The organism is Bartonella queenslandensis AUST/NH15 (assembly GCF_000312585.1).
GTDB classification, from domain to species: domain Bacteria; phylum Pseudomonadota; class Alphaproteobacteria; order Rhizobiales; family Rhizobiaceae; genus Bartonella; species Bartonella queenslandensis_A.
Genome location: NZ_HE998347.1, coordinates 1 through 241, shown reverse-complemented (window position 1 = coordinate 241; position 241 = coordinate 1). Strand labels below are relative to the sequence as shown.

Here is a 241-nt window from a genome sequence, read left to right as displayed (position 1 = left end):
CAGCTTATCCTGGTGAGACTATCACTAAAGATGATCTATTCTATTATGTTTACGGTTTACTTCATTCAGAAGATTACCGTGCTCGCTACGCTGATAACCTCTCTAAAGAATTGCCTCGTATCCCGTGTGTTAAAAGCGCTGATGATTTTTGGAAGTTTGTAACAGCAGGGCGTGAACTAGGACATTTGCACGTGAATTATGAAACTGTAGAGCCTTATCCTGTGACCTTTAAAAAAGGTAA

General features: G+C 39.8%; 1 protein-coding gene. It reads left to right on the top strand.

Annotation, left to right across the window (positions count from 1 at the left end):
- On the top strand, positions 1–241 hold a 241-nt coding region (locus BN338_RS10330; protein ID WP_039762292.1), incomplete at both ends, for a type ISP restriction/modification enzyme.